This is a genomic window from Mycobacterium sp. VKM Ac-1816D, from assembly GCF_000416385.1.
In the GTDB taxonomy this organism is placed as follows: domain Bacteria; phylum Actinomycetota; class Actinomycetes; order Mycobacteriales; family Mycobacteriaceae; genus Mycobacterium; species Mycobacterium neoaurum_A.
Window position 1 is genome coordinate 1 of sequence record NZ_AOHQ01000134.1, and the last position, 17,761, is coordinate 17,761.

17 protein-coding genes are annotated in these 17,761 nt (G+C 66.7%); 9 read left to right on the plus strand and 8 right to left on the minus strand.

Features of this window, described 5'->3' with window-relative positions:
* The 4 genes from G154_RS27390 to prpD form a co-directional block, all read right to left on the minus strand.
* On the minus strand, positions 1 to 161 hold a 161-nt coding region (locus tag G154_RS27390), incomplete at its 3' end, for a biotin carboxylase N-terminal domain-containing protein (protein ID WP_353647189.1).
* Positions 158 to 1,291 (minus strand): bifunctional 2-methylcitrate synthase/citrate synthase, encoded by a 1,134-nt coding sequence (locus G154_RS13280; RefSeq protein WP_019514141.1) that lies wholly within the window; start codon positions 1,289 to 1,291, stop codon positions 158 to 160. The genes G154_RS13280 and G154_RS27390, both read right to left, overlap by 4 nt.
* Positions 1,288 to 2,202, minus strand: coding sequence for a methylisocitrate lyase (gene prpB, locus G154_RS13285; RefSeq protein ID WP_019514142.1), 915 nt, complete (start codon positions 2,200 to 2,202; stop codon positions 1,288 to 1,290). The genes G154_RS13280 and prpB overlap by 4 nt, the downstream gene beginning before the upstream one ends.
* Positions 2,199 to 3,704 carry a 2-methylcitrate dehydratase PrpD gene (gene prpD, locus G154_RS13290; RefSeq protein ID WP_023985191.1) on the minus strand — a complete coding sequence of 502 codons (1,506 nt, stop codon included), beginning with the start codon at positions 3,702 to 3,704 and terminating at the stop codon, positions 2,199 to 2,201. Before prpD ends, prpB begins: the two co-directional genes overlap by 4 nt.
* Positions 3,705 to 3,789: 85 nt before the next feature.
* Between prpD and G154_RS13295 the strand changes: the two genes are divergently transcribed.
* Positions 3,790 to 5,235 (plus strand): short-chain fatty acyl-CoA regulator family protein, encoded by a 1,446-nt coding sequence (locus tag G154_RS13295; RefSeq protein ID WP_051154385.1) that lies wholly within the window; start codon positions 3,790 to 3,792, stop codon positions 5,233 to 5,235.
* Between the two features lie 5 nt (positions 5,236 to 5,240).
* On the opposite strand, the gene G154_RS13300 is transcribed toward G154_RS13295, so the two are convergent.
* The gene (locus G154_RS13300) at positions 5,241 to 5,915 is read right to left on the minus strand and encodes a hypothetical protein (protein ID WP_023985190.1); all 675 of its coding nucleotides are present in this window, start codon (positions 5,913 to 5,915) and stop codon (positions 5,241 to 5,243) included.
* 158 nt (positions 5,916 to 6,073) lie between these two features.
* On the minus strand, positions 6,074 to 7,933 hold the full coding sequence (locus G154_RS13305; RefSeq protein ID WP_019514146.1) for an Hsp70 family protein: 1,860 nt from the start codon (positions 7,931 to 7,933) through the stop codon (positions 6,074 to 6,076).
* Positions 7,934 to 8,025: 92 nt separating this feature from the next.
* Between G154_RS13305 and G154_RS13310 the strand changes: the two genes are divergently transcribed.
* A complete protein-coding gene (locus tag G154_RS13310) occupies positions 8,026 to 8,508 on the plus strand; it encodes a nuclear transport factor 2 family protein (RefSeq protein WP_019514147.1) in 483 nt (160 codons plus the stop codon).
* Positions 8,509 to 8,531: 23 nt separating this feature from the next.
* Here G154_RS13310 and G154_RS13315 read toward each other — a convergent pair whose 3' ends face one another.
* Positions 8,532 to 9,182, minus strand: coding sequence for a L,D-transpeptidase (locus tag G154_RS13315; RefSeq protein WP_019514148.1), 651 nt, complete (start codon positions 9,180 to 9,182; stop codon positions 8,532 to 8,534).
* 76 nt (positions 9,183 to 9,258) lie between these two features.
* On the opposite strand from G154_RS13315, the gene G154_RS13320 reads away from it, so the two are divergent.
* The gene (locus G154_RS13320; protein ID WP_019514149.1) at positions 9,259 to 10,710 is read left to right on the plus strand and encodes a bifunctional phosphatase PAP2/diacylglycerol kinase family protein; all 1,452 of its coding nucleotides are present in this window, start codon (positions 9,259 to 9,261) and stop codon (positions 10,708 to 10,710) included.
* Here the strand turns inward: G154_RS13320 and G154_RS13325 are convergent.
* Positions 10,655 to 11,332: a phosphatase PAP2 family protein gene (locus tag G154_RS13325; protein ID WP_234713171.1), complete on the minus strand. Its 678-nt coding sequence runs from the start codon at positions 11,330 to 11,332 to the stop codon at positions 10,655 to 10,657. The two genes, G154_RS13320 and G154_RS13325, sit on opposite strands and share 56 nt — an antisense overlap.
* A 58-nt stretch (positions 11,333 to 11,390) precedes the next feature.
* Here G154_RS13325 and G154_RS13330 point away from each other — a divergent pair, with 58 nt between their 5' ends.
* From G154_RS13330 to cysC, 6 genes are all read left to right on the plus strand, one after another.
* Positions 11,391 to 11,873 (plus strand): hypothetical protein, encoded by a 483-nt coding sequence (locus G154_RS13330; RefSeq protein WP_019514151.1) that lies wholly within the window; start codon positions 11,391 to 11,393, stop codon positions 11,871 to 11,873.
* Positions 11,874 to 11,882: 9 nt separating this feature from the next.
* Complete coding sequence (locus G154_RS13335; protein ID WP_019514152.1) at positions 11,883 to 12,599, plus strand: CoA pyrophosphatase; 717 nt, start codon at positions 11,883 to 11,885, stop codon at positions 12,597 to 12,599.
* 120 nt (positions 12,600 to 12,719) lie between these two features.
* The gene (locus G154_RS13340; RefSeq protein ID WP_019514153.1) at positions 12,720 to 14,090 is read left to right on the plus strand and encodes a sulfatase; all 1,371 of its coding nucleotides are present in this window, start codon (positions 12,720 to 12,722) and stop codon (positions 14,088 to 14,090) included.
* A 65-nt stretch (positions 14,091 to 14,155) separates the two neighbouring features.
* Complete coding sequence (locus G154_RS13345) at positions 14,156 to 14,956, plus strand: Stf0 family sulfotransferase (protein ID WP_019514154.1); 801 nt, start codon at positions 14,156 to 14,158, stop codon at positions 14,954 to 14,956.
* Positions 14,953 to 15,873, plus strand: a complete 921-nt coding sequence (cysD, locus tag G154_RS13350) for a sulfate adenylyltransferase subunit CysD (protein ID WP_019514155.1) — start codon at positions 14,953 to 14,955, stop codon at positions 15,871 to 15,873. The genes G154_RS13345 and cysD overlap by 4 nt, the downstream gene beginning before the upstream one ends.
* A gap of 1 nt (position 15,874) precedes the next feature.
* Positions 15,875 to 17,725, plus strand: a complete 1,851-nt coding sequence (gene cysC, locus G154_RS13355; protein WP_019514156.1) for an adenylyl-sulfate kinase — start codon at positions 15,875 to 15,877, stop codon at positions 17,723 to 17,725.
* The last annotated feature ends 36 nt before the right edge of the window (positions 17,726 to 17,761 follow it).

Here is a 17,761-nt window from a genome sequence, read left to right on the forward strand (position 1 = left end):
TCATCCCCGATCTGATACGACTCATCAGCCTTCAGGCGATGCAACGAATTGCGATCCTCGAACGGGTACACCGCAACGGTCGTTGCACCGAGTTCGAACGCCGCGCGGAACGCGCGGATGGCGATCTCGCCGCGATTGGCCACCAAGAGTTTCGATATCACCGGCGACGTTCCAGCGGTCGCTGGGCGGTCCCGACGTACTCACTCAACGGCCGGATGAGAGCGTTTGAAGCGGTTTGCTCCATGATGTGGGCCGTCCACCCGGTGATCCGACTCATCACGAAGATCGTTGTGAAGCAACCGATGTCGAAACCCATAAGGTGGTACGCCGGCCCGGTCGGGAAATCCAGATTGGGCTTGATACCGGTGGCGGCGGCCATATCGGCCTCCAGCACGTTGTAGATGTCCAACCATTTCTGCCCGTCCCGGACGGCGGCGACCCGGATCAGCGACTCCTTCATGGTCGGTACGCGTGAGTCACCGTTCTTGTAGACCCGATGGCCGAAGCCCATCACCTTGTCCTTGCGGGACAGTTTGCCGTGCAACCATTCCGATGCCTTGTCGGCAGAACCGATCTCCAGCATGTCGTGCATCACGGCCTCATTGGCGCCGCCGTGCAGCGGACCCTTCAGCGCACCGATGGCCGCGGTCACCGCGCTGTAGATGTCGGACTGCGTGGAGGTGACAACCCTGCTCGCGAACGTGGAAGCATTGAAGCTGTGTTCGGCGTAGAGCACCATCGATGCTTCGAAGGCGTCCACGATGACCTTCTCCGGGACATCCCCGAAGCACATGTGCAAGAAATTCTGTGCATAGCTCATGTGACTGTGCGGGGCGATCGGGTCGAGACCGCGACGCCTGCGCATGTCCGCGGCCACGATCGTCGGCAGCACGGCCAGCATGCGGAGCGACTTGTCGTAGTTGGCCCTCGGACTGCTGTCATCCTCATCGGGGTCCTGGGCGCCCATGTAGCTGATCAATGTCCGCACGACGTCCATCGGGTGGCAGGTGTCGGGCAGCTTGGAGAGCAAGGACTGCATACCGCGGTCCATCCGTCGGGCAGCACGCTCACGCTGAGTGAACAGAGCCAGCTCTTGGTCTCCGGGCAGCTCGCCGTGCCACAGCAGGTAGGCGACCTCTTCGAAGGAACACATGGCAGCCAGATCCTGTACCGCGTAACCGCGATAGGTCAGCGAATTGGTCTCCGGGACAACCTTGGAGATCGCCGTCGTGTCCACGACGACGCCGGCCAGGCCCTTGCAGATGCGCGGACTGTCTTCGACAGCGCTCATGGTGCCACCCCTTGCAGTGCGAAGTTGTAGATGTCGGAATCGAATTCGTTGTACTCGGCGTAGTGCAACAGTTCGTAGAGCCGGCTGCGGTGTTGCATCTGATCCAGCAGTCCGGATTGGGTTCCCGCCGAATTGATCTCACGCAGACCGGTTTCGACGGCATGCATGGCCAACCGCAGCGTGGTGACCGGATAGATGACGACGTTGTAGCCGATATCGGCGAGCTGGCCGGCGGTCAACAGTTCGGACTTGCCGAACTCGGTCATGTTCGCCAGTAGCGGCGTGTCGACGGCGTCCCGGAAGTGCTCGAAGTCGGCCGGATTGTGCAACGCCTCGGTGAAGATCAGATCGGCCCCGGCATCGGCGTAGGCCTTGGCCCGATCGATCGCGGCACCGATTCCTTCGATGCCGGCGGCGTCGGTGCGGGCACAGATCACAAAGTTGGGATCGCGCCGCGCAGCGACCGCCGCCCGCAGCCGCTTGACCATCTCGGACGTTTTGACCACGGCCTTGCCGTCGAGGTGACCGCAACGCTTGGGGTTCACCTGGTCTTCGAGGTGCAGGCCGGCCAGGCCGGCGTCCTCGAGGAGGGTGACCGTGCGCGCGGCGCTCATGGGCTCACCGAACCCGGTGTCGGCGTCGATCAGGGTCGGCAGGTCCGTCGCCGCAGCGATCTGCGCACCCCGACTGGTCACCTCGGTCAGTGTCGTGAGGCCGATATCGGGTAGCCCGAGGTCAGCCGACAGCACCGCACCGGACACGTAGACACCGTCGAAACCGATCTCGGCGACCAGCTTCGCGACCAGCGGAGAGAACGCACCCGGAAACCGCTGTAGCCGACCGGATTTCAGTGCGGTGCGGAAGCGCGCTCGTTTCTCTCCGGCCGAGGTCGACGCACCCATCAGGCTCATCGGAAGACGCCCGAGGGAATCGTCGGGGCCTTGTCCAACACCCGTTGGTCGACCCGGATGTTCAGCGCACTCAGACCACCTGACTTGATGCCGGCAGCACCGTCGACGACCTGCAAAAACCGTTGCTGCTCTTCCGGTTCCACCACCCCCTCCGCCAGCACGCCGAACTTGTGCACGTACTGTTCCCGAGCGAAGGGGCGGGCGCCCAGCGGATGCGCATCGGCAACGGCGAGCTCGTCGACGATGGTCTCCCCACTCTTGAGGGTGATCACGGCCTTGGCGCCGAAGGCCTTATCGGCCGAGTCGGTGCTGTGGTAGCGACGCGTCCACTCCGGATCCTCGACCGTGGAGATCTTGCGCCACAGCTCGATGGTGTCGGGACGGTGCGCGCGCTCCGGCGCGTAGGAGTGCTCGTGGTGCCAGGTACCGTCCTGCAGCGCGACGGCGAAGATGTACATGACCGAGTGGTCCAGCGTCTCCCGAGACGCGTCCGGATCGAACTTCTGCGGATCGTTGGAGCCTGTACCGATCACCACGTGCGTGTGGTTGCTGGTGTGCAGCACGATCGACGCGATCTGATCCAGATCGCCGACCCGCTCGCGCATCCGGCGAGCCAGGTCGATGGGCGCTTGGCTCTGGTACTCGGCCGAGTGCTCCTTGGTGTAGGTGTCCAGGATGGCCCGTTTCGGCTCACCCGGCTCCGGCAGCGGCACGGTGTAGGTGCGCTCGGGCCCACCCAGCATCCAGGCGATGACGCCGTCCTCACCCTCCCAGATGGGAGCCGGGGACCCCTCACCGCGCATCGCGCGGTCCACGGCCTCGATGGCCACCTTGCCGGCCCAGGCCGGGGCGTACGCCTTCCAGCTGGAGATGAGGCCCTTGCGTGACTGGCGGGTCGCGGTGGTCAGATGCAGCGCCTGCCCGATGGCGTTGTAGATGGTCTCGGTGTCCAGGCGCAGCATCGTGCCCAGGCCGGCGGCGGCCGACGGACCGAGGTGCGCGACATGGTCGATCTTGTTCTCGTGCAGACAGATGCCCTTGACCAGATCGACCTGGATCTCGTAGGCGGTGGCCAATCCGCGGATCAGGTCGGCACCGCGCACCCCGAGCTGTTGGCCGACGGCGACCAGCGCTGGGATGTTGTCACCGGGATGGGAGTATTCGGCGGCCAGGAACGTGTCGTGGAAGTCGAGTTCGCGCACCGCCACGCCGTTGGCGTAGGCGGCCCACTCGGCCGAGTAGCTGCCTTCGACACCGAAAACGGCGGCACCCTGGCGCGTGGGATGCGCCAGCGCCTGTGCACGGGCCACCGTCACCGGGCGGCGGGTCACCGAGGCCGCCGAGACCGACGCGTTGTCGATGATGCGGTTGATCACCATTTCCTCGGTGGCCGCCTCGACCGCGACCGGGTCGGCGGCGACCTCGGCGATCTTCCACGCGAGGTGCTCGGTGCGAGGGAAATTCTCGGCGCTGCGTCGGGTACGGACGTCGTGTTTCTGCATGATCCGCACGCTACGCAAACGCCGACGACATGCGAAAGCACCTGTAAATGCGTAATTTTGCGTCCATTGTTGACGCACTTTGCGAATGTTGTGTAAGACGGGTGCGCTAAGGTTTGCCGCGGTGGCGAAGACATTCGCGGGAGCCCGGCTACGGCGGCTCAGGGACGAGAAGGGCCTGACTCAGGTCGCGCTGGCGCGCGCCCTGGGCCTGTCCACGAGTTATGTGAATCAGCTGGAGAACGACCAGCGCCCCATCACCGTCCCCGTACTGCTCGCGCTCTCGGATCGCTTCGATCTCCCGACGCACTACTTCGCGCCCGATTCCGATGCTCGGCTGGTATCCGACCTCCGCGAGATCCTGGCCGACGGGTCCTCGACGACGACCCAGATCGAGGAGTTGGTCGCACGCATGCCCGAGATCGGGCAGACCGTGGTCAACCTGCACCGGCGACTGCACGATGCGGTGGCCGAACTCGAAACCGTGCACGCCCGCGCCAATTCCGAGCTTCACGGCGGTACCCAACAGCCGATGCCCTTCGAGGAGGTTCGCGACTTCTTCTACGACCGACGCAATTACATCGACGTGCTCGACCGTGCGGCCGAGGATCTCTTCGTCCGGCGCAGTCTGCGCATCGGCGGCATGGACGGTCAACTGGCCGAGCTGCTGTTCGACGAGTTCGCCATATCGGTCGTCGTCGACAACGGAGATCGCCTCGGGCCCAACGTCAAACGACGCTTCGAACCGGACACCCGGACACTACTACTGGCACGTTGGCTGCTCCCGGGACAGCGCGCCTTCCAGTTGGCCACCCAGTTGGCGCTGCAACTGCACTCGGATCTGATCTCGTCGATCGTGGCCACCGACGACCAGCTCAGCGCCGAGGCGCGCGATGTCGCGCGCATCGGGTTGGCGAACTACTTCGCAGGCGCCCTGCTATTGCCCTATCGGATCTTCTTGTCGGCTGCCGAGTCGTTGCGCTATGACATCGACCAGCTCGCACGCAATTTCGATGTCGGTTTCGAGACCGTCTGTCACCGGTTGTCGACTCTGCAGCGTCCCGACGCTCGCGGGGTCCCGTTCATCTTCGTCCGCACCGATAGTGCGGGCAACATCTCCAAACGGCAGTCCGCCACCGCCTTCCACTTCTCCCGGGTCGGCGGCAACTGCCCACTGTGGGTGGTTCACCATGCCTTCTCCAGGCCCGGGGAGTTCCTCACCCAGGTGGCGCAGATGCCCGACGGCCGCAGCTACTTCTGGCTGGCGAAGACATCGGTGTCCCCACCCGGCCGGTACCTGGGAACCCCGAAGAGTTTCGCGATCGGGTTGGGATGCGATCTGGCCCATGCCGACAAGCTGGTCTATTCGGTGGGTATCGATCTCGCCGACGCCGAGGCCACCGTGCCGATCGGCGCCGGCTGCCGGATCTGTGACCGGGCGGCGTGCCCGCAGCGGGCGTTTCCCTATGTCGGGCGACCGGTCCAGGTGGATCCGCAGACCAGCAGCAATCTGCCCTACCCGCCCGCCAACTGACCGGACTAGCGGTAGTAGACCTCGTCGCCGGTCGGGTAACCGCCGCCGGTCGTGGTGACGTGCACGTGGTCGTAGTGGCCGTAACCGCCCGACCCGGATGCACCGGTCGGGGTGTAGTAGGTGCCGCGCCAGATGGCGTCCTGCATGCCGAAGCGGGCGGCGTTCTTCATCACGTAGGCCACGATCTGATTGCCGAGTGCGATCCCCTGCGCGCTGCCCGGATTCGGGATCATCACGTCCAGGGCCAGTCCGTTGGGGTGCCAGCGCAGTGCGTCGGGGCGCACACCGCCGATGCTGCGGATCTCGGGGAAGACAACGCTGATTGCCCGAGCAGCCAGGATGGTCTTGACCTGCAGTCCGTGTTCGGGGGCTACCCCGGGAGGCAGCAGCAGCGGGCGGTTGTCGGGACGCCACCGGGATGCGGCGACCAGCTGAGCGGTCGGCGCCGCGGGCGCTGCGGCCGAGACCGTCGACGAATTCCAGGCGAAGTCGGCGGGCGCGGCGACGATCTCCACACCGGGCACGACGGGTGCGGCGGCGCTGACGACCGTCACGGGCTCCTGGGGCGCCTGGGGGCGGGCCTCGGAGCCGACCGAGAACACGATGGCTGCCGGGGCCAAGATCGCGGCAAGAGCCGCTGACGACCGATAGCGGCCGCTCGCCGTTCCATATCGCGCCATTCACCGCACCTAACGAATTGGTTCAGCAATCACCGAGACCGTGGCGTTTGCTTCCCGTTACACATTCGTGACTTTGACTCCGGGACTATAACCCGGCGTGTCGCGGCGGCTCAACTCTTCGCAAAAACCATCGGTGCAGGTGAGGGCCCACCCGGCGGTCACGGCCCCGCCGGAACTCCCTGGTTGGGCACCTGGATCGGTATCGGCGGCAGCAAAGGGATCTCCAGATATGTGGTGGTCATCGCCGGTTGGGTGGTGGTCACCGCGGGCGTGGTGGTGACCGGCGGAGCAGTCGTCGTCGTCACCGGAGGAGTCGTGGTGGTGACGGTCGTCGTGGTGGTCGGCGGCGTTGTCGTCGTAGTCGTGGTGGTCGTCGTCGTGGTGGTCGTGGTCGTGGTGGTGGTCGTCGTCGGCGTGGTGGTCGTCGTCGGCGTGGTGGTCGTCGTGGTCGGCGGCGTCGTGGTGACGATCGTCGAGGGGACCACCGGCGCGACCGGTTCGGGACGCGGCGCCACCGGCTCCGGCGCGGGCGCCTGGGTCACGGTGACGGGCGGCGGCTCGACCGGTGCGGCGGGTTCGGCCGGTGGCGGTGTCAACACACCGGTCACCGGGGCTGTGGACGGGGTGGGCGCCGGGCTCTCCGAGGTTCCGGTCAAGGCGATGGCCACCCCACCGAGCGCGACGAGGGAGATGAGACCCACCGCAGCGAAGACCGCCATGGGTACCCGCGGCAACCCCCGCGGCTCGTCGGCGTACACCGACGGGTCCTGCTGCGACACCACATGGGTGGCCTCGTCGACGAGGTAAGGGTCGGCCAGATAGGGATTGACACTCGGATAGTCCTCGGGGCCGGTGTAGGGCACCGGCTCGTTACCGGCATCGCCGTCCTCGGACCAGGCCAGCGCACGGAATGTCGACGATCCGGACGGGTCATGGGTGATCGCCGCGGCCGGAGCCAGACTGGTCGGCGCGTCGGCGCCCACCGCCGGAGCCATCCCGGTCTGTGCGCCGGTATCGGTGCCATACGCCGCCCGCAGCACCGCCCCGAGTGCGGCATCGAGTGCAGGTTGCGGCGTGTTCACCACCGGTGTCCTGGTGTGCTCGGACAGTTTCTGGGTGACCAGCGGGATACTGGCCCCGCCACCGACGGTGGCGATCACCGAGACATCGGACCACCCGATTCTGTTGCGCTGCAACAGGTTGTCCAGTTCTGAGAGCACCAGGGCGAAGGGCTCGACCAGCAGCGACTCCAATTCGGCCCTGGTCACCCGGACCACCGAGCGGACACCGGGAAGGTCCACGGGCACCTCGGTGGCGGTCGCCCCCGACAACCGTTCCTTGGCCTGCCTGCACTGCTCACGCAGCACCCCGAGCTGCCCGACAGCGGCCGTTGCGGCCGGATCCGCGTCGTTGACACCGGCGAGCACACGACCCAACAACGCCTGGTCGATGAGGTCACCGGAGAAGTCGGCCACCCGCACCGTCTCGTCGATCGGTTCGAATCCGGCGTCGGCGTCGGCCAGTGTGATGCTGGTGCCACCACCGCCGAGGTCGATCAAAATCACCGCCCCGCGTGCGTTCAGGCCCGGGTTGGCGTTCAGTGCGGTCAACGACGTGACGGCATCGGACACCAGCCGTGGCGGAGCGCCCCCAGGTGAAAGCACCGGGTTGGCGCGCAATGTCGCACGCAGAACCCGCATGGTGGCCGGAGTCCAGTGCGCAGGTACCGCAATCACCGTCTGCCCGGACCCGGTCGGGCCGACCAGCGCTTCGAGGGCCTCCACCAGGAGATCGTCGGCGAGGTAGGACGATCCGTCGGCGGCCACCAGTGGCACCGGATCGCCCACCCGTTCAACGAAACCGGAGAGCACCTGGCCGGGACGCCCGGACGGCACGCCTATCTCCGGCGCGCCGTCGGTGGGAAGGGTCAGCACCGCGCGCCGTGTCACTGGTTGGTCGCCGACCCGGGCAGCAACCAGATTGGTCGTGCCGATCGACAACCCCAACGGGTCGCTCATTGGGCCCACCCTAACCGGCGGCCCTGTCGGCGGCAGGCCGGACACCGCCGGTCTGGCCGGAGTTCCAGACATCGACCGGAGGCTGTGTTGTGATGTCGGGCATGGCAGACATTGCACGCGATATGCACGACATCAAGCAGGTCAAGTACCGCTACCTGCGCGCCCTGGACTCCAAGCACTGGGACGATTTCGCCCAGACGCTGGTCGAGGACGTCAGAGGTGACTACGGGCCGTCGCTGGGCAACGAGCTGCACTTCACCGACCGCGACGCCCTGGTGGACTTCATGCGCACTTCCCTGGGTCCGACGATCTACACCGAACACCGCGTCGACCACCCCGAGATCACCTTCGACGGTCCCGACGAGGCATCGGCCACCTGGTACCTGCAGGACCGCGTCATCGCACCGGACTTCAACTTCATGCTCATCGGTGCCGCGTTCTACCACGACCGCTACCGACGCACCGACGACGGCTGGAAGATCAGTGCGACCTCCTACGACCGCACCTATGACGCCACGATGTCGCTGGAGGGCCTGAACTTCAACCTGAAACCCGGTCGCGCACTCAACATCTGAGACCTGAGTTACTTGGACCCCAGTTACTTGGACACCGCGATCAGCGCACCGGGCCGCAGCCAGCGCATGATCTTCACCATCATGTCGTCGTCGATGGCGATGCAGCCCGCGGTCGGCCCACCTCCGGTGGTGTGCAGGAAGAAGGCACTGCCCGCGCCGGGCACCCTGGCCTTGTTGACGCCCATCACCACGGCATGGGCGTATTGCGGTATCTGCAGATTCTCGGTGGCGGTGCCCTCGATGCCGAACGGGCACTCGTCGCGCTTGCACACCTGCATGGTGTTGTAGGTGGGGCTGTCCTCATCGCCGTCCCACCAGTGATCGGGGCCCACCTGCACGTGCGGCAACCCACCGCCGGGGTTGGGCTCGGTTCCGAAGGTGAAGTCCAGCGAGAAGATACCCATCGGCGTCTTCATCGAGCCCTCGCTGAAGTCCTCGGCCATCCCGGCCGATCCGATATCGGCGGGGATGCCGACGCCGATCGGTTCCCAGCCTGCCGCGGTCCGCTCCCAGACATCCATCTTCGCGGTGGTGGGACCCACGCCGACCACTGAGATCACCTGAGTGGCCGAGCCGACCGAGTCGACGAACCAGGGCGTCTCGGCGGCACGGGCTACGGGTGCGACGGCGCACGCCAGCCAGAGCGCACACGCCATGGCGAGCAGTCGACGCATCGGTCAATCGTCGGTGCGGCGCACAAGCGGGTCAAGTCAAGTTTCAGACACGATCCGGTTGGATAGGTTGAAGGCCATGGGACTCGGAACGCTCGACCGCCGCATCTTCGACGCCGTCGCCGAGTCCGACAGTCCCTTTCTGGACAAGGTCATGCCGCGGCTGACCTCGGCGGCCGATCATTCCAAGCTCTGGTTCGCCATCGCCGCGGCGCTGACGGCGACCGGATCACCGTCGATGCGACGCGGGGCCGCGCGAGGGGTGCTGACGCTGGCGGTCACCAGCCTGCTCACCAACCAGGGCGCCAAGCGCATCTGGAAACGGCCCAGGCCCGACCACTCGATGGTGCCGCTGCTTCGTCGCTCACGCCGGATGCCGACCTCCAACTCGTTGCCCTCCGGCCATTCCGCCAGCGCGGCGGCCTTCGCCGTCGGGGTCGGACTGGAAAACCGGTCACTCGGTGTCGGGCTGGGAGTGCTGGCCGGCCTGGTCGGACTGTCCCGGGTCGCCACCGGTGCGCACTATCCCGGTGACGTGCTTGCCGGTTTCGGTATCGGGACCGCCGTGGCGCTGGCCGGTGCGGCCGTCGTGCCGACGATCGTGGAACCGCCGATCACCGCGGGGCATCCCCGCCATTACCAGACCGAGGCCCGGCCCGACGGCGAGGGCGTCATCCTTGTCGTGAACCCGAACTCGGGAAGCGGCACCGGAGCGCGCATTCTCGACGAGGTCCGACAGTCGCTGCCCAAGGCCGAGATCGTCGAGGTCGGCGACGACGAGGACATCGCCGAGAAGCTCCACGAGGCCGCCGATCGGGCCGAGGTGCTTGCCGTGGGTGGCGGTGACGGGACGGTGTCCTGCGCGGCCGGCATCGCATTGCAGGCCGGGGTACCGCTGGCGGTCTTCCCCGGTGGCACGTTCAACCACTTCGCCAAGGACATCGGGTGCGATACGGTCGCGGCCACCGTCGAGGCGCTACGCACCGGGTCGGCCGCCTTCGTCGACACCATCGCCTTCAACGACACCGACACGGTCGTCAACACCGCCAGCATCGGCGCCTACCCGAAATTCGTCCGAATCCGCGAAAAACTGGAGAAACGGGTCGGTAAGCCCGTGGCCGGCGTGTACGCGCTGTTCCGCACCCTGCGCAGCGATGCCAGCGTGCGCATCCGCTACGACGACAAGACCGTGCAGACATCATTGTTCTTCCTTGGCAATTCGCTGTACTCCCCCTCCGGCTTCGCCCCGTCGCGCCGGGTCCGGATGGACGACGGACTGATCGATGTCCGCATCCTGGAGACCGGTCCCAGGTTCGCCACCCCGCGCATCCTTGCCGCGCTGGCGACCGGCCGCCTGGTGCACAGTCCGCTCTATCACGAACTGCGTGTGCCCGAGTTCAGCTTCACCGCAGTCGACGGGCCCACCCGGATCGCCCACGACGGCGAGGTCGAGATCGTCTGCCAGGAGGCGACCTTCAAGAATCGCTATCGCTCGCTGCCAGTGTTTCGTCCGCTGCCTCGGAACGTCTGAGCACCGGCAGCCACGCCAACGCCCACAGGTATCCCAGCGCCCAGCCCGCCAACACATCGGAGGGGTGGTGCACGTTGAGCACCACCCGGCCGACGCCGACCGCGACCACGCTCAACACACCGATCACCACAACCGTTGTCCGCCAACGCCGCAGCTGATGCCAGCCGGCCATGAGCAGCGCGGTCACCGCGGCAGCGACACCCAGTGCGTGCCCCGACGGGAACGACGAGGACATCTCGCCGACGAGCGCGGTGCTCGGGCGCGGCCTGTCGATCACCAATTTCAGCACCAGCACCAGCAGAGCGGACGCCTCGACGGTGAGGGTGAGGAAGAGGGCGACGTGGTACTGGCCGCGCAGCAGCGCATACCCGATCCAGACCAGCGCGAGCACCCGGAACACGGCCGGATGCAGCACATTGCAGAGCAGATTCCAGCCGTCCACCCACACCGGATGGGCCGATCCATACCGGTACAGCGGGTCCAGCACCGTCCAGTCCGCATCCGTCATCCAGGCCCAGTGGCCCAGGACACCGCCGAGCGACACCAGGAACACGATCGCCGCGGCCGTGACCGCCATGCGGTGTCGAGAAGTGGCCGCCAGGCGGTGCTGAGAACTGGTCACCTCATCGAGGGTAAGTGACCGACGACCCGATCTCGGCGGTTGGCGTAGGGTTCGCTGCATGGCGGTACTTCTGCGTAAGTGGCTGAGGATCGGCAAACTTCCCGGTGAGCTGCGCGCCGAGGTCGAGGCAGAAGGAATTCTCCACCTCGCCGAGTACGTCGCGGTGACCCGCCGGTTCTCGGGCCAGGTTCCCGGCAAACGATCCGCAGGCAGCGTCTCCAGTTTCACCGGTTCCCTGGTGATCACCGAAGCGCGGGTGCTGGCCACCCTGTCGACCATGCCGAAGCTGGCCGGCCGCACCATCGACCAGCGCTGGGACGCCGTCCAATCCGGCACCGTCACGGCCGATCTCTCGGTCGCCGGTCTGGTGCTCGATGTCGACATCGCCGCGGTCGACCCGCGCTGTTCGGGGACGCTGTCGCTGCACTACAAGGAACCGCTGCCCGAGGACCTGCTGGCGCAACTGCCGCGCCGGTCGCTGGCCTACGACGTGCCGCCGGAGTTCGTCTTCCGTGCCGTCGGGGTGCCCTACCACCCGTAGGGTCGCGCCATGACCGTTCCCTACGACACCGCGCTGCGCGACCGGGTCCGCGCCAACCTCGCAGCCCATACCCGTCGTACCGTCACCGACCCGACCAAGCGGCACGCCGCCGTTGCCGTGACCCTGGTCGACTCCCGCGTCGGCGAGGACCGCGTCGACCCGGCACCCGTCGAGGACTGGATCGCGGGCCGGCCGATGCCGGACAGCCTGGACGGCCGCATGATCGATGTGTCCGGCGGGGCATCGTTTCTGCTGTGCCGACGGGCGTCGCGGCTCAATTCGCATGCCGCACAATGGGCGCTACCCGGCGGTAGGCTCGACCCCGGCGAATCGGTGATCGACGCGGCACTGCGCGAACTGCACGAGGAGGTCGGCGTCGAGCTCGGCAGCGATGCGGTTCTCGGACTGCTCGACGACTACCCGACCCGATCCGGATACGTCATCACCCCGGTGGTGCTGTGGGGTGGCGGCCGACTGGACCTCGCTCCCTCCCCCGACGAGGTCGTCGCCGTCTACCGGGTGGGCCTGCACCAGCTCCAGCGTCCCGACTCCCCGCGATTCGTCACCATCCCTGAGAGCCCTCGGCCGGTGGTGCAGATTCCGTTGGGCCACGACCTGATCCACGCCCCGACCGGCGCAGTCCTGCTGCAGTTTCGGTGGTTGGGCCTGGAAGGCCGCGCCGATGCGGTAGACCAGCTCGAGCAACCGGTCTTCGCCTGGAAATAGCGGAGCCACTAGCATATTCGCCCCTCCTTCGACAGTGCGGCGGTCGGCCTGCGCGAAAACCGCTCTGCACGCGGGACCGTCACTGTGGAATATTGCGAAGGGACGAACAGGAGGTGGCGCGTGACCGAGGCGCGACGCGAGAACGTGTTGATCGTGCACTGGCATGATCTCGGCCGTTATCTCGGGGTGTACGGCCACCCCGACGTACACAGCCCGCGGCTGGACGGGTTTGCCGCCGAGTCCATCCTGCTCACCCACGCCCACGCCACCGCGCCACTGTGCTCGCCTTCGCGTGGCTCCCTGTTCACCGGCCGCTATCCGCAGACCAACGGACTGGTCGGCCTGGCCCACCACGGCTGGGAGTACCGCGCCGGGGTCCAGACCCTGCCCGCCATCCTGTCCCGGTCTGGTTGGCACACCGCGTTGTTCGGTATGCAGCACGAGACGTCGTATCCCTCGCGGCTGGGTTTCGACGAGTTCGACGTCTCCAATTCCTACTGCGAATACGTCGTCGAGCAGGCCACCGGATGGCTGCGGCGCCCGCCGGCCGAACCCTTCCTGCTGACCGCCGGCTTCTTCGAGACGCACCGGCCCTACCCACACGACCGCTACACACCGGCCGACCCTGCTGCCGTCGACCTGCCCGACTATCTGCCCGACACCCCGGCCGTCCGCCAGGATCTCGCGGACTTCTACGGGTCCATCACCGTCGCCGACGCCGCCGTCGGCGAACTGCTGGACACGCTGGCCGAGACCGGTCTGGACCGCAGCACCTGGGTGGTGTTCATGACCGATCACGGTCCTGCCCTGCCCCGGGCCAAATCGACGCTGTACGAGGCAGGTACCGGCATCGCCATGATCGTGCGGCCACCGATCGGGTCCGCGGTGCCTGCCCGGGTGTACGACGAACTGTTCAGCGGTGTCGATCTGGTGCCCACGCTGCTGGACCTGCTTGGCCTCGAGGTGCCCGATGAGGTGGACGGCATCTCGCATGCCGAGGCGTTCGCCGGGACCGGGGAATCACCGCGTAATGAGGTGTATTCGACAAAGACTTATCACGATTCTTTCGATCCGATTCGCGCAATTCGGACGAAGGAATTCTCCTATATCGAGAATTACGCCTCCCGACCACTTCTGGATCTGCCGTGGGATATCGCCGACAGTGCACCCGGCGCCGCCGTCGGACCGCAGGTGAGCGGTCCCCGGCCGGTGCGCGAGCTCTACGACCTGCGCGTCGATCCCAGCGAGTCACACAATCTCTTCGATGGCCCTCTTCCAGCGGAAATCGAAGCCGTGGCACGCGACTTGGCGCTGCGGCTCAACGATTGGCGACAGCAGACCAACGACGTCATCCCGTCCGAATTCGCCGGCACGCGGATCTCGGAGCGCTACACCCAGACATACAAGACCATTCTGGAATGGCCCGCTCTGAGCAGGTCGGCAAAAGCGACCGAACGAGGCATCGAAGACACCTCCAAATCAGGGCAATAGTTAAACTCGCGGTGACCTGAATACCAGGTCTACGAGGCGGAACAATTGCCATTAGAGTCTCGCCCATGGCCCACTCGAAGGCGTATCTCGTCCTCGCGTCGCAGCGCAGCGGAAGCACTCTGCTCGTCGAATCGCTGCGCGCGACGGGCGTCGCCGGTGAACCGCAGGAGTTCTTCCAATACCTGCCGACCACCAGCCAATCACCGCAGCCGCGGCAGTGGTTCGCCGGAGTCGAGGACGAGTCGATCCTGCGCCTGCTCGATCCCCTCGACGAGGGCAAGCCCGACCTTGCGCCGCCGGCGATCTGGCGTGACTACATCCAGACCGTCGGCCGGACCCCCAACGGGATCTGGGGTGGCAAGCTGATGTGGAATCAGACGCCTTTGCTGCTCGACCGTGCGGCCGGACTGCCCGATCGATCCGGGACCGGCCTGCTGTCGGCCATCCGCGATGTGGCCGGCAGTGATCCGGTGCTGGTACACGTCTACCGCCCGGATGTGGTGTCCCAGGCCGTCTCGTTCTGGCGGGCGGTGCAGACCCGGGTCTGGCGCGGACGCCCCGATCCGGTGCGCGACGCCCGTGCCGAGTACCACGCCGGGGCCATCGCACATGTGATCACCATGCTGCGCGCGCAGGAGGAGGGCTGGCGGAACTGGTTCGCAGAGGAGGGCATCGAACCCCTCGATGTGTCCTATCCCTACCTCTGGCGCAACCTCACCACCGTCGTCGGCGATGTCCTGCAACGGCTGGGACTCGATCCGCGGCTGGCCCCCGAGCCGGTGCTGGAACGTCAGGCCGACCAACGTTCGGACGAGTGGGTGGACCGATATCGCGCCGACGCACACCGGGAAGGGTTGCCGACATGACTTCTGCCGAGGGCGCCATCGAGCGCGTCGACGAGCTGCGGTTGTTGGAGGCCGAGGCCGTGCACATCATCCGCGAGGTGGCTGCCGAGTTGCAGCGCCCGGTGCTGCTGTTCTCCGCGGGCAAGGACTCGATCGTGCTCTTGCGGTTGGCGGAGAAAGCTTTTCGTCCGCTGCCCTTGCCGTTCCCGGTACTGCATGTGGATACCGGGCACAATTTCGAGGAGGTCATCGAGTTCCGCGACCGGCGTACGACCGGAGCCGGACACAAGCTGCTCGTGGCGTCGGTGCAGGAGACCATCGACAGCGGCCGCGTCGCCGATCCGGGGCCCGGTGCCTCACGCAACCGGCAGCAGACCCGCACGCTGCTCGATGCCCTGGAGGCCGGCGGGTTCGATGCCGCATTCGGCGGCGCACGCCGCGATGAGGAACGGGCCCGCGCCAAGGAGCGCATCCTGAGCTTCCGCGACGAGTTCGGGCAGTGGGATCCACGAGCGCAACGGCCCGAGCCGTGGTCGTTGTACAACGGGCGCATCCGCAAGGGCGAGCAGGTACGGGTGTTCCCACTGTCGAACTGGACCGAGATCGACATCTGGCGCTATATCGAGCTGGAAAACCTTGAGCTGCCGTCGATCTACTTCGCCCACGAACGTGAGGTGTTCGAGCGAGACGGCATCCTGCTGGCGGTATCGGAATACGCCAAGCCCGTCGACGGGGAGTCCGCGGCGGTGGAGTGGGTGCGCTACCGCACCGTCGGCGACCTGACCATCACCGGTGCGGTCCGGTCACAGGCCACCACCATCGACCGCGTGATCGCCGAGATCTCGGCGGCCACCGTGTCCGAGCGGGGCGAGACCCGCGCCGACGACCGGACCTCGGTCGCGGCAATGGAAGACCGTAAGCGGGAAGGGTACTTCTGACATGACGACCCGTCAGCTACTGCGCATCACCACCGCCGGATCGGTCGATGACGGCAAGAGCACCTTGATCGGCCGGCTGCTGCATGACACGGACAGCCTACCGCTCGATCACCTCGAAGCCGTGACCGACGCCGAGGGGGTGGCCGATCTGGCCGCGCTGTCCGACGGTCTGCGCGCCGAGCGCGAGCAGGGCATCACCATCGATGTCGCCTACCGGTTCTTCTCGACCGACACCCGCAGCTACATCCTGGCCGATACTCCCGGCCACGAGCGCTACACCCGCAACATGTTCACCGGCGCCTCGAACGCCCACGTGGCCATCCTGCTGGTCGACGCCCGCGCCGGTGTGCTGCGGCAGACCCGCAGGCACGCCCGGATCGCAAAGCTGTTGGGCATCAAGCATTTTGTCGCCGCGGTCAACAAGATCGATCTGGTCGACTTCGACGAGGGCCGATTCGCCGAGGTGGAGCGCGAACTACAGCAGGTGGCCGATCGGCTCGGTGGTGCCGACCTGTCGGTCATCCCCATCGCGGCCAAGCTCGGCGACAACGTCGTGCACCGTTCGGTCAACACACCGTGGTTCACCGGGCCCACCCTGCTGGAGTATCTGGAGACGGTGGAGTTGGCCGCGCCGCAGCCCGATCCGGCCAGTCTGCGGTTACCGGTGCAGTGGGTATCGCGACCCACCGCGCAACAGCGCCGCCGGTACACCGGGCGGTTGTCGGCGGGCACCCTGAAGGTCGGCGATCCGGTCGTGAGCCTGCCGGCAGGCACCCGCTCGACGGTCACGGTGCTGGACACCCTCGATGAGGACCGTACGACGGCCGTTGCGCCGCTGTCGGTCTCGATCGAGCTGGCCGACGATATCGACGTCGGCCGCGGTGACGTGTTCGTCAGCGCCGCCGAGAATGCGTCGCTGCCGGTACTGGCACGTGAGCTGGATGCCACGGTGTGCTGGTTCCTCGACGAGCCGCTGCGCGCCGGCGACCGACTGGCGCTCAAGCAGGGCACCCGCACCGTGCGGGCGACCGTGCAGGAACTGCACACCAAGCTCGACCCCGAGACACTCGACGAGGTGGACGGCCCGGTGGAGCTGGCCCTCAACGACATCGGCTCGATCACGCTGCGTACCAGCTCGGTGGTGGTGGCCGATGCCTATGCCGACAACCGGGACAGCGGTGCCTTCATCCTCATCGACGAGGTGTCCAATGACACCGTCGGTGCAGGCATCATCGCAGAGCCTCGCGAGGTCAAGCCCAGCGGACACAACCGCTCCGATATCAAGTGGCACCCGTCCTCGCTGGACCGCGAATACCGCTGGGGCAGAACCGGTCAGCGCGGTGCCACCATCTGGTTCACCGGACTGCCCGCCTCGGGCAAGTCGACACTGGCCGTCGCCGTCGAACGTGCGCTGGTCGAATCGGGGCGGGTGGCCTACCTGCTCGACGGTGACAATCTGCGCCACGGTCTGTCCGACGATCTGGGCTTCTCGGCCGGTGATCGGGCCGAGAACATCCGCCGGGTCGGGCACCTGACGCGGTTGCTCGCCGACGCCGGTGTGGTGGCGCTGGCCTCCCTGGTCTCACCGCTGCGGTCCGACCGCGAACTGGCCCGCACGCTGAACGATGCGGCCAAGCTGCCGTTCCTGGAGGTGCACGTCGCGACCCCGGTCGCCGAGTGCGAGCGCCGCGACCCCAAGGGGCTCTATGCCAGGGCCCGGGCGGGTGAACTGAAGGGGCTCACCGGGATCGACGCACCCTACGAGCCCCCGGAGAACGCGGATCTGGTGGTCGACACCACCGGTGCCGATATCGACGACCTGGTCGCCAAGGTCATCGCACTGCTCGACTGATCGCGATTTGTGGAGTCTCACCCGCGGTCGTCACGG

Coding starts and splice junctions, on each gene's coding strand:
- cysD (WP_019514155.1), top strand. CDS start 14,953: ATGACTTCTGCCGAGGGCGCCATCGAGCGCGTCGACGAGCTGCGGTTG.
- G154_RS13300 (WP_023985190.1), bottom strand. CDS start 5,915: ATGGCGCGATATGGAACGGCGAGCGGCCGCTATCGGTCGTCAGCGGCT.
- G154_RS13335 (WP_019514152.1), top strand. CDS start 11,883: ATGACCGTTCCCTACGACACCGCGCTGCGCGACCGGGTCCGCGCCAAC.
- G154_RS13330 (WP_019514151.1), top strand. CDS start 11,391: ATGGCGGTACTTCTGCGTAAGTGGCTGAGGATCGGCAAACTTCCCGGT.
- G154_RS13295 (WP_051154385.1), top strand. CDS start 3,790: ATGTTGTGTAAGACGGGTGCGCTAAGGTTTGCCGCGGTGGCGAAGACA.
- G154_RS13280 (WP_019514141.1), bottom strand. CDS start 1,291: ATGAGCGCTGTCGAAGACAGTCCGCGCATCTGCAAGGGCCTGGCCGGC.
- G154_RS13345 (WP_019514154.1), top strand. CDS start 14,156: ATGGCCCACTCGAAGGCGTATCTCGTCCTCGCGTCGCAGCGCAGCGGA.
- cysC (WP_019514156.1), top strand. CDS start 15,875: ATGACGACCCGTCAGCTACTGCGCATCACCACCGCCGGATCGGTCGAT.
- G154_RS13320 (WP_019514149.1), top strand. CDS start 9,259: ATGGGACTCGGAACGCTCGACCGCCGCATCTTCGACGCCGTCGCCGAG.
- prpB (WP_019514142.1), bottom strand. CDS start 2,202: ATGAGCCTGATGGGTGCGTCGACCTCGGCCGGAGAGAAACGAGCGCGC.
- G154_RS13310 (WP_019514147.1), top strand. CDS start 8,026: ATGTCGGGCATGGCAGACATTGCACGCGATATGCACGACATCAAGCAG.
- prpD (WP_023985191.1), bottom strand. CDS start 3,704: ATGCAGAAACACGACGTCCGTACCCGACGCAGCGCCGAGAATTTCCCT.
- G154_RS13315 (WP_019514148.1), bottom strand. CDS start 9,182: ATGCGTCGACTGCTCGCCATGGCGTGTGCGCTCTGGCTGGCGTGCGCC.
- G154_RS13305 (WP_019514146.1), bottom strand. CDS start 7,933: ATGAGCGACCCGTTGGGGTTGTCGATCGGCACGACCAATCTGGTTGCT.